The 10,009-nt window shown below is 48.2% G+C and carries 9 protein-coding genes and 1 pseudogene; 7 read left to right on the top strand and 3 right to left on the bottom strand.

The annotated features are described in order from the left end of the window. The first annotated feature begins 418 nt into the window (after positions 1 to 418). Both VM802_RS27135 and VM802_RS27130 read left to right on the top strand, forming a co-directional pair. Entirely contained in the window at positions 419 to 1,186 is a 768-nt protein-coding gene (locus VM802_RS27135) for a hypothetical protein (protein WP_325536663.1), read from the top strand. A 375-nt stretch (positions 1,187 to 1,561) separates the two neighbouring features. Beyond that, a complete protein-coding gene (locus VM802_RS27130; protein ID WP_325536661.1) occupies positions 1,562 to 3,049 on the top strand; it encodes a glycosyltransferase family protein in 1,488 nt (495 codons plus the stop codon). Between the two features lies 1 nt (position 3,050). Here VM802_RS27130 and VM802_RS27125 read toward each other — a convergent pair whose 3' ends face one another. Both VM802_RS27125 and VM802_RS27120 read right to left on the bottom strand, forming a co-directional pair. Next, positions 3,051 to 3,863: a phosphatase PAP2 family protein gene (locus tag VM802_RS27125; protein WP_325536659.1), complete on the bottom strand. Its 813-nt coding sequence runs from the start codon at positions 3,861 to 3,863 to the stop codon at positions 3,051 to 3,053. Positions 3,864 to 3,926: 63 nt separating this feature from the next. After that, positions 3,927 to 4,442 carry an FUSC family protein gene (locus VM802_RS27120; protein WP_325536657.1) on the bottom strand — a complete coding sequence of 172 codons (516 nt, stop codon included), beginning with the start codon at positions 4,440 to 4,442 and terminating at the stop codon, positions 3,927 to 3,929. Between the two features lie 131 nt (positions 4,443 to 4,573). On the opposite strand from VM802_RS27120, the gene VM802_RS27115 reads away from it, so the two are divergent. Both VM802_RS27115 and VM802_RS27110 read left to right on the top strand, forming a co-directional pair. Continuing rightward, entirely contained in the window at positions 4,574 to 5,644 is a 1,071-nt protein-coding gene (locus VM802_RS27115) for a PCMD domain-containing protein (protein WP_325536655.1), read from the top strand. 17 nt (positions 5,645 to 5,661) lie between these two features. Continuing rightward, positions 5,662 to 6,420, top strand: a complete 759-nt coding sequence (locus tag VM802_RS27110; RefSeq protein WP_325536653.1) for a porin family protein — start codon at positions 5,662 to 5,664, stop codon at positions 6,418 to 6,420. 90 nt (positions 6,421 to 6,510) lie between these two features. Here the strand turns inward: VM802_RS27110 and VM802_RS27105 are convergent, their stop codons facing one another. After that, positions 6,511 to 7,296 (bottom strand): helix-turn-helix transcriptional regulator, encoded by a 786-nt coding sequence (locus VM802_RS27105; protein ID WP_325536651.1) that lies wholly within the window; start codon positions 7,294 to 7,296, stop codon positions 6,511 to 6,513. 86 nt (positions 7,297 to 7,382) lie between these two features. On the opposite strand from VM802_RS27105, the gene VM802_RS27100 reads away from it, so the two are divergent. The 3 genes and pseudogenes from VM802_RS27100 to VM802_RS27090 form a co-directional block, all read left to right on the top strand. Next, a complete protein-coding gene (locus tag VM802_RS27100; RefSeq protein WP_325536649.1) occupies positions 7,383 to 8,717 on the top strand; it encodes a TolC family protein in 1,335 nt (444 codons plus the stop codon). Positions 8,718 to 8,720: 3 nt separating this feature from the next. Then, complete coding sequence (locus VM802_RS27095; protein ID WP_325536647.1) at positions 8,721 to 9,794, top strand: HlyD family secretion protein; 1,074 nt, start codon at positions 8,721 to 8,723, stop codon at positions 9,792 to 9,794. Beyond that, positions 9,791 to 10,009, top strand: a pseudogene (locus VM802_RS27090) (MFS transporter); the annotation flags it as partial. The gene VM802_RS27095 and the pseudogene VM802_RS27090, both read left to right, overlap by 4 nt.

Genomic DNA, 10,009 nt, shown 5'->3' with positions numbered 1-10,009 from the left:
ATGACAAAAAAATATGAGAATATCACAAAATAAAACCTGATATTCGCCTACCACTTTTCGTGAACGGTGTTTGTAACCTGTGCTATCTTTAGTGTATTCCCCAATACCAGTTGACAGCAGGAACCAGAACCCGGTTTATATCATCACGATAACCTACCGGAAATGTATCAGTAACGATTACAGATTTTTCTTAATTTTTTCCCTCAGGCTTGCTGGATGGGTGATATTTTTTTTAGTGTTAATCAGACTTTTGTTTGGTTAAAGTTAGCATAGCTGAATGTGAGGTTGCTCACAATCATAACAGCAGGCTATGCTTGAATTATGTTCCCTGCCCTCACCATTAGATATTCTTCAATGCAACCATGAAATGACCTTTGCTGATAAATCTTAACTTTAGGTATAAACAGTATCTTTTGTTATGGCAAAGCAACTTTCAATTATCACCTTCAAAGGCAAGCTAGGTAACCTGATTGGTTACAGGCGCGGCGGCGGGTATTACCTGCGCAGCATGCCCGCAAGTGTGCGGCAGACAGTCGCTACCCGGCGCGCTGCACAGCGGTTTGGTATGGCCAGTAAAAAAGGAGCGCTTATCCGCAGCGCTTTCTCTGGTAAAATGGATGTCCGTTGCGATAGCGGGCATATCAACCGGTTGACCAGCAAGCTTATTCCCGTTGCCGGCAATGACATCAGCAGCCTGACGGGCTTCCGGTTTAATCAGCACACCGGAACAGAGAAGTTTCTCCTGTTGCCGCCCAGGCTTTCCCGGAATGGTATCCTGTACATTCCCCCGCAGATAATACCGGCGTGTGAAGGCTTTAATACCCTGGAAATAAAAGTAATTGCTGCCCGTATCAATTTCACTACGTCCCAGGTAACAGGTGCAGAATGCGCCGTACTCACCGTAAAAACAGGAGAGGCTTTTGAAGGAGCCGCGTGTGATATTGACGTACCAGGTACCGGTACATTAGTGATTACCCTGCAAATAAGGGGCATGCTGGATAATATCCCCTCCTGCAATAGAAGGTACCAGGCAGCTGATATTATTGCCGTATTGCCTCCGGAACCCCCAATGAAGGCCCAACATCCACCCATCCGTCAGAAGCAGCCCCGGCTAAAGCCTTTGTCAGGGAAAATATCAATCCCCGCATTCGCTCCGTTACCTCTTCCCTTTATACAACGGGAATAAACTACTTCCTGCCTGGCAACTGAATACTGATAATGAAACCTGACCACCGTTAAAGCATATACATTTCCATACTGCCCGCAGGGTTAACCTGGAGGGTGATCTCTGATTGTCTGTACACGGACATTTTACATACACTCACGCTTCTTTGATCGGTTCTACGGCTGCAACCCTTCCCCGGGACATATCCGCATCAAGTCCACCTTTACGCCTGTGTTACTGTATGGATCACGGCCGTGACATAGCCATATCCAAGTGGATAGACAGCCTTCCGTCTTCAATTCCGGGGGGAGAAACCATTCCCGGATCGCTATGCTTATACTGCGGCGGGTTGTATAGTTAACTTCGTTATCTTGATTATCCTCAAAATAACAGCCTATGACCACTACTCCCTCAAGCCTGCCATCCTCTTCATTTTCCGGATTCATCCTCAGAGAGAAACGTTCCCGGAAATTATTACTGGTGGCTGTTGCAGGCGCCTTTATTCAATGGCTGCTTTTTAAGGCGGCATACCCTTTCGCTGATTACTTTTCGGATTCGTATAATTACATAGAATCAGCGCTGGGTAATATGAGTGTAAATGTATGGCCGGTAGGGTATGCCCGCTTCCTGGAAATGGTGCATGCATTCAGCCGGAGCGACCGCGCAGTGACAGGGATTCAATATGCGGCAGTAATAGTGGCCGGGCTGTATTTCTTTTTCACCGTCCTGTTTTTTTACAGACCTCCGCGGCTGGTAGTGAGGATCTTGTATATCTTTCTCTTCTTCAATCCTGTATTGCTGTACCTCAGTAATTATATTTCCAGTGATCCGATATTTCTCGCATTGAGCCTGCTCTGGTTTACACAGTTGATCTGGATGCTGGAACGGCCTGCATTGTTCCGTATTGTAACACATGCGCTTGTGCTGGTGGTATTGTTCACCGTGCGTTATAATGCGATGTATTATCCATTGATTACAGCAGTGGCGCTGGCGTGCAGCCGCTATCGCATCTGGGCCAAAGCAGTGGGTATAGTGTTGCCCGTGGTATTGATCTATATGTTCATCGATTTCACCAGCAAAAAGAACCAGGAGTATACCGGCGCCAGGCAGTTTTCTGTTTTCAGCGGATGGCAGCTGGCCAACAATGCGTTGTATATGTATCCGCACATAAAGGTAGATAGTACAGCAGTACCGGCAGGTTGTGATTCACTGGCGAAGCTGGTGCGCCAATATTTTGCCATTATACCCGAAGAGTATAAGAAGCAATCGCCCGCAGATGGTGCCTTCTATATCAAAGAGCCGGGCGCGCCGCTGAAAGTATACCTGCAACGGTATGTAAACGCCACGCGCGTTACCTCCAACATCAAAGCCTGGGGAGGTGTGGCTCCTGTATACGGGAAGTATGGACGCTGGCTGATCAAAGATCATCCGGTCGCGTTCCTGCGTTACTTCGCCATGGAAAATGCCTGGGTGTATATTTTACCTCCGCTGGAGAAGCTGGAGTATTACAACCTCAACTCCAATGAAGTATGGGAAACCGCGATGAAATGGTTCAACTACAGCGACAAAAAGGTGTATGCCTTACCGGGCAATGATTTTCAGGGATACCTGTTGTTCCTTTACCCGGCCGTGTTCCTGGCGATCAATATATTGTTTGCCGGTTCGCTGGTCTTTTTCCTCATCAAAAAAGGCTGGAAGAAAGGGAGTCCCCGTTTCAACCGCTTTATGTTGCTCGGCATCTCATTCTGGCTGGTGAATATGGGCTTCAGCATACTGGCATCACCGGTGGTCTTCAGATACCAGTTATTCCCGATGGTCATCATTCTGACAGCAGGATCGCTGCTGCTTACCTTCCTGGATAAGGAGATTAAGATTTTCGAGTAAGCTACCGCAGGAAAACAGTAACATTCAATCCGGCACTGTGCCATTGGTTATTGTAATACGGCAATATCGCGGTGGTAGTGCGGGTATTGTTGTCGCGGAACAATTTGCGCTGTATCCAGGGATAAGCCCAGTATACAGCTTTGGTGCCGAGTATGCCTAAACCTGCGCCGGCCACGACATCGCTGACCCAGTGTTTGTTGTTGTACATACGCAGTACACCGGTAGCTGTGGCCACAGCATAGCCAGCCACGCCGTACCAGGGCGAAACATCGCGGTATTCCTGTCGCATGAATTCAGCCGTGGCAAAGGCCATAGCGGTATGCCCGGATGGGAAGGAGAGGTTATCGCTGCCATCAGGCCGTTCTTCGCGGGTAGTGTGTTTTATCAGCTCCATGGAACCGGTGGTAAGCAATGCCGACAGGCCCAGTATAATGGTACGGTCACGGAGATTATGCCTGCCATGAATACCTGCAGCATTGAGAATGTACACTGCCGCAGCGGGAGCTATCTGTAGGTAGTTATCGATATGGGTATGGAAGGTAGGATGATCTTCCACCAGCTCATTTTTGGTAGAGCGGTTCAGCTCTTTCAGCGGATGCGCCTTCAGGGCGGCGAAGCCATAACCCAGCATCAGCGCAGGTACGATGATGCCCGCGGTGGTAGTCCGGAAGACGGGCTGCTGTTGCCCGATACTGATATGGAAAGAACTATCTGTGGGAATACTGTCGGTATGGTTGGTTATTTGTGCTACTGCACACAAGGGCGCTGCAAGTGTTCCGGCTGCCAGGCCGGCCATCATAATCATTCTCTTCATCGGGCGTAATAATTAAGCCGCTCAAGTTAATGCACAATTCTGTGGAAAATCTGAAGGTAGCCATTATTCCCCTCCGCGGTCAGTCCTGGAGAGGATCAGCTCTGTTGTCTGCTTGGTGTACTTGTTATGGAAGATGAAAGTAATCAGGAGTCCTAGCACGCAACCTGAAAATACGGAGAGCACGCGGCTGATGGCTGTATCCCAGAGATGTTGCCCGGCTTCATGGGTCATTACGATGATAGTAGCTGCCAGCGCAGTACGGGTAGCGGCTTCAAAATTCAGCACATTACATAATACCACTGTAACGGTAACGGCTATACTCATCATGAGCATGAGGTTTGGATGTATCAGTAACAGCAGAAAGCCGGAAGAGGCGCCCACAATATTGGCTTTGATGCGCGTAACAGCCAGGGTCATGGCATCGGAGCCATCAGGGGAGAGGACCAGCATCACAGAGATCAGCACCCAGATCACATCCTGGTAATCCAGCAGCCATGAAAGCAGCAGCACTATCAGTACGCCGGTTACACATTTGGCGGCATATATCAGGATGCGTGTCAATCTTTCTCTCTTGGTCATAATACAAGGATATGTATTTTTAACAAAAGTACGCCAAGGTAGTCATGATCAGTAGTATAGTTATACATATTATGTAAGTAATAAAAAATTGTTTCTATACCTTTGCCGTCGTTTAACCAACTGAGTACACGATGAAATCTAGGAAACTATGCTGGGTGGCCGCCCTTGCCGGCTCGCTCTGCGGCTGTATTAAGGACGCGCCGCTGAACCCTGAAGCGGATATTGAATCATTCACGATCGACAAATCCAATCTCACCGGGGACGTTTTTATTGACCAGTCGAAAGGCAGGATACGCCTGTATCTTACAAGAACGGCATACGACAGCGGAGTAGTGCCAACTATTAAGATTACACCCGGCGCCACTATCACGCCTGCCTCCGGCGACTCGCTCAAATTTGACAGTGCTGGTATTAAGAAGTATACGGTTATTTCCCCCAGCGGCGTCAATAAAAAAACATATACAATTGAGCTGGTAAATATCGGCAACTGGAAATTTGATTTTGAGAAATGGGGAATCGATAAAACCTTCCCTGAAATTCCTTTTGAAACCCTGGAAGGAGAAGATGGTTCTGCCATCTGGTCTTCCGGTAACCTGGGCGTAGGTTTGGCCGGCGTATCGAACCCTAAGGAGTTCCCATTGCGCTCCACTACCGATGCTTATCAGGGCAAGCTGGCAGCTGAACTGGAAACACGTCCCGGTACTGAGCTATCCATGGGCTTCATGAATATCTACCTGTTTGCCGGTTCTTTGTTCATGGGGAATTTTGATCTCGGTTCTGCATTCCAGAATCCATTGAAGTCAACACAGTTCGGGCAACCTTATGCGGGTGAACCTGCACGCTTCACCGGCTATTACAAGTATAAGCCAGGCCCTGTGTTCCAGGATGAGAAAGGAAACCCTGTTGCCGGTAAAACAGATGAGTGCTCCATCTACGCCGTGTTATACACTGGTACTTCACGTCTCGATGCTACCAACATCTTTACTTCTGAACGGATCATTGCTACGGCCGTTCTTCCGGATGGTTCTGCCAAAGCGGATTGGACACACTTCGATATTCCTTTCACCTTCAAGAAAAGCTATGATCCCAATGTACCGATGATGATGGCCATTGTGGCGTCTTCCAGTAAGGATGGCAACTACTACAGAGGTGCTGTAGGCAGCAGACTGTTATTGGATAATATTGAAATAGTGAAAAAATAAAAACAACGGATCAACCCATGAAGAACAGAATAATTGTATTACTGATAGTCATGCTGACAGCGGGTAGCCCGCTGTTTGCGCAGGACCATAAAACAGCCACTTCATTTAAGCCTGTGCTGGAACACAGGATACTGGCAGGTTTCAACTTTGGCGCCACCGCACCGGTAGGACTGCCTAACACCATCAGGAAGATTAATTCCTACTGGTCGGAGTTCAGTCCGTCACTGGGCTATGAACTCTCTTACCGCGCTACCAGCAAATGGGGCGCCGCCATTGGTGTAAAGCTGGATTACAAAGGGATGCAGGTGAAAGATGAAGTGATGTATTTCCCTACAATCATCACCACAAAAGATGGTGCTTCGTTCTCCGGCGATTTCACCGGTAAAAACAAGACCATTGTACACAATGCATATGTAACCATTCCTGTAAGCGCGGTATTTACGCCTAACGACAGATGGCGCTTCAACCTGGGCGGTTATGCCGCCTGGCTTTTCAGTTCCAGCTTCTATGGTTCCGTGCATGATGGTTACATCCGCAATGGCGGCTCAACTGGTGAGAAGATCATCATTGATGAAGCAACCTTCGACTTTGGCAAAGAGCTGCGCAAATTTGATATTGGCTTACAGGGCGGTGCTGCTTACCGTGTAGGCAAAAAGCTGAGCGTTACCGGTAACCTGGCCTGGGGATTACGTCCGATATTCTCAGATGATTTCAAAGGAATGGACTTCCCGATGTATAATATCTACCTGATGCTGGGAGTAGCCTATAAGATATAGTTATTTTTTTATGTTGTTATTTGTTTATTTAGTTACTGTAGAAGATGTATCACAGTAACTAAATAAACAAATAACAACATAAAAAAGTAACTACATCTCAGAAGGTCTCTTACCTACCAGTTTAAAGAACGTGTTACTGAACGCTGAAACGCTGTTGTAACCGGTATCCCAGGCGATTTCACTGATCGTCTTATCAGTTTCAAGCAGGTACCCCATAGCCCTGATCATCCTTGCCAGTTTCAGGTACTGGAAAAAAGAAATATCCATCGTCGCCCTGAACATGCGCGTTAGTGTGCGTTCACTATAATTAAATTGTTGTCCCAGTACTTCCAGCGTGAGTTGCTCCGCAAGATTTTCCTGAATATATTTCAATACAGGCTGCAATCTTTTATTATCAGTGGTAGGAAGCTGTATGGGTAATGGTTGCAGGCTGATGTCGGGCAGAATATTTTTAATGGCTTTCACAAAGCGGTAGCCTTTGGAGCCGGGTGCCACGTCGCCATCCCATTTAGCAGTATACAGTATCATCTCCAGTAGCAGGTTGTTGACCGGATAGATGCCTGTTCTTGTATAGAACGGATCGGTGGCATCATCTTCGTCCAGAAAAAAGTAAATCGTCCGCACATAGTTCGCCGGATAACGATGCTGGAAATAATGTTCCACACCCGGTGGCACCCACATGTAATGCCGTGCAGGCAGAAAATAGGTTTTATCCCGTGTATACAGGAAAGCCACGCCACCTTCTACGTAGGTCAGCTGGCCTTTGTTGTGTTTATGAAAGGGAAAGTGGTGCTCTGTTTTCCAGTGCCAGATATAAGCCGTGTCAGGGGTTGCATCCACTCTCTCTAAAATCTCATCAGGATTGAAATCTTCCATTTGGCCGGATCTAACAATTTAATGGCAATTTATAGAAAATATTTTTATCCTGATCAAAGGAACTTTGCACTTTCATCAGAATAGATATGTCCTCGATCAGCAGTAAGCGGTTTGCAGGAGTGTTGCTCATAGCGCTCTTCTGCAACAATGGCGTAATTGGCCAGACCCCTGAAACAAGTAATCTTACATTAACAACGGTGTGGAAGAAGGCGGAAGCCTACAACAAACAGTTACAGATGCAGTACCTCCATGTGAAGCAGATGGAGGAATCCGTAAAGGCCGCCAAAGATGAGCGGCTGCCGGAAATCAAGGCGGAAGGACTGTATGCAAGGGTTTCCAATCTGGCCATGTATGAAGATGGCCTGTTTAAATCTCCTACACAGTTCCCGGTGGTGCACACCTTCTATAAAGCCGGTGCAGACGCTTACCTGAATGTATATAACGGAGGAAAGACTTCCCGCGAAATCACCGTACGCCAGACGGAGCGTGATCTGGCGCTGGAGCAGCAGCACCTCACAGAAACGGATATACGCTACAAGGCGGCGTCCCTCTACCTGGACATCTACCGGTATCGCACCTACGAAAACGTAATGGCGCAGGATATTGCAGAACGGGAGAAGGAATTGCACGAGATCCGGGAGATGTTCAAAAACGGTGTGGTACTGAAAAGTGACATCCTGCGTGCGGAGCTGAAGTTATCCAGGCAGTGTATGACCCTGCTCGAGATCCGCAATGGCATACAGATTGCCAACCAGCGGCTCAATATCATGATAGGGCAGCCTGACAGCATAGATAATAAGATCTCGCTGGATACGCTGGATATGCCTTTATCCCCCCAACACAGTTATGAAGACTACCTGGGGGAAGCCTATGAGCATTCGTTTGCCTTTAGGATTTCTGAAAAAGAAACGGCGCTGAGTGAGCTGAAACTGAAAGAGGTAAAATCAGCCGTGCTGCCTAAGCTGGGGCTGTTTGCAGAGTACGCCTACACCTACCCGCAGATACAGTTCTATCCATATGCGATAACGCCTTATGGATTGGGGCAGGTAGGGGTAAAGGCGGGTATTCCGGTATCGGCTTTCTATCAGAACAGACATAAGAAGCAAGCTGCAGAAATAGCCCTGCAACAGCAGGAGACGGAGCATGCCGATACAAAAGACCAGGTACGGCAGGAAGTAAAGGCGGCTTATCTGCGTTACGCCGAAGCGCTCACCCGCATTCAGGTAGCGAAAGACAATATCAGTCAGGCTAAGGAAAATCACCGGATCGTCAGCAATACTTACTTCAACCAGCTCTCGCTGCTCACAGATCTGCTGGACGCGGAAACCCAGTTGCTGCAGGCCCGCTTCGATCTTACCGCAGCTGCCGTTACCGCACAATTACAATACTATCAATTATTGAAAGCAACAGGCAACCTTTAACATATGAACCAAACCGACACCACCACCAACAGAACCGACAGGCTTATTTCAGGAACTACTACCATTGTTGCCTCCGTGGTAGTTATAGGTCTTGCTATATGGGGCGTGAAAAGCCTCCTTTATCTATGGAAGAATGAAGAAACTAACGATGCACAGGTAGATGAATATATTAACCCTGTTGTAACCCGCGTTACTGGCTATGTAGAGGAGATCAGATATGAAGAGAACCAGGAAGTGAAAAAAGGTGATACGCTCGTGATCATCGACAACAACGAATATACCGCACAGCAACAGGAGGCATCGGCCGCCCTACAGAATGCACTTGCACAGGTAGGCGTATTGTCCAGCAACATCAACACCAGCAGCCAGACGGCGAAGGTGTACCAGTCCCAGATCGCTGCTGCCAGAGCAAAGCTCACCAACCAGGAGCAGGAGTATGAGCGCTACAAAAAGCTCTATGACGCAGAATCGGCTACCCGGCAACAGCTCGACCGCGTAGTGGCTTCTCTTGATGTAGCCCGTTCAGAATACAACACCGCCGTCAGCGCTTATGATGCCGCATTGGCAAAGATTAATGATGCCAGGGTACAACAAAGTACGCTGGATGCAGAAATAAAAAGAAGGGAAGCAGTGGTGGCTAAAAGTGATCTCACGGTTTCCTACACCGTGATCACAGCGCCTTACAATGGTAAGATGGGCCGTCGGACGATTCAACCCGGACAACTGGTACAGGCAGGGCAGACGCTGGCCTACATCGTGGACTGGGAAGCTGGCAAATGGATAGTGGCCAACTTCAAGGAAACACAGATCCGTCATATGTACCAGGGCGAAATCACCAACATTACTGTCGATGCATTTCCCGGCCGTGTATATAAGGGAAAGATTGAGTCATTGTCCGGCGCCACCGGTTCCCGCTTTTCCTTGCTGCCACCTGATAATGCAACGGGTAACTTTGTGAAGATAGCGCAGCGCATACCAGTGCGTATCCGCCTGGAGGGCACGCCGGAGGAGCTGAAGGAGCTGTCGGCCGGCATGAGTGTAAACGTATCTGTATCCAAAGCCCATAAACAGTCATGAGTAAAGCATTGCCTATATTTAGGCCGTGGGTGCCGCAATGGCTGATCAGGCTGACCATCTTTCTGGTATTGCTGCCAACGGTAATGCTGTTTGCATTATCCACAGCCAACGTGAATGCCGCCGCAGGTTTTTATGGTGCGGAGCCGGCAGACATGCAATTCTCCATGTTGCTGTATTATGCATCCCTCGCCAGTTTCACGCCACTGGAACGACGG

The sequence above is a fragment of the Chitinophaga sp. genome (assembly GCF_035538455.1).
In the GTDB taxonomy this organism is placed as follows: Bacteria; Bacteroidota; Bacteroidia; order Chitinophagales; family Chitinophagaceae; genus Chitinophaga.
Note: the sequence above shows the minus strand (reverse complement) of the source record. Positions and strands in the feature narration are given on the sequence as shown.

Bases quoted from the DNA above. Each gene is read 5' to 3' on its own strand.
- VM802_RS27100 (WP_325536649.1), top strand. From the start codon at position 7,383: ATGTCCTCGATCAGCAGTAAGCGGTTTGCAGGAGTGTTGCTCATAGCG.
- VM802_RS27125 (WP_325536659.1), bottom strand. From the start codon at position 3,863: ATGAAGAGAATGATTATGATGGCCGGCCTGGCAGCCGGAACACTTGCA.
- VM802_RS27130 (WP_325536661.1), top strand. From the start codon at position 1,562: ATGACCACTACTCCCTCAAGCCTGCCATCCTCTTCATTTTCCGGATTC.
- VM802_RS27120 (WP_325536657.1), bottom strand. From the start codon at position 4,442: ATGACCAAGAGAGAAAGATTGACACGCATCCTGATATATGCCGCCAAA.
- VM802_RS27135 (WP_325536663.1), top strand. From the start codon at position 419: ATGGCAAAGCAACTTTCAATTATCACCTTCAAAGGCAAGCTAGGTAAC.
- VM802_RS27095 (WP_325536647.1), top strand. From the start codon at position 8,721: ATGAACCAAACCGACACCACCACCAACAGAACCGACAGGCTTATTTCA.
- VM802_RS27115 (WP_325536655.1), top strand. From the start codon at position 4,574: ATGAAATCTAGGAAACTATGCTGGGTGGCCGCCCTTGCCGGCTCGCTC.
- VM802_RS27110 (WP_325536653.1), top strand. From the start codon at position 5,662: ATGAAGAACAGAATAATTGTATTACTGATAGTCATGCTGACAGCGGGT.
- VM802_RS27105 (WP_325536651.1), bottom strand. From the start codon at position 7,296: ATGGAAGATTTCAATCCTGATGAGATTTTAGAGAGAGTGGATGCAACC.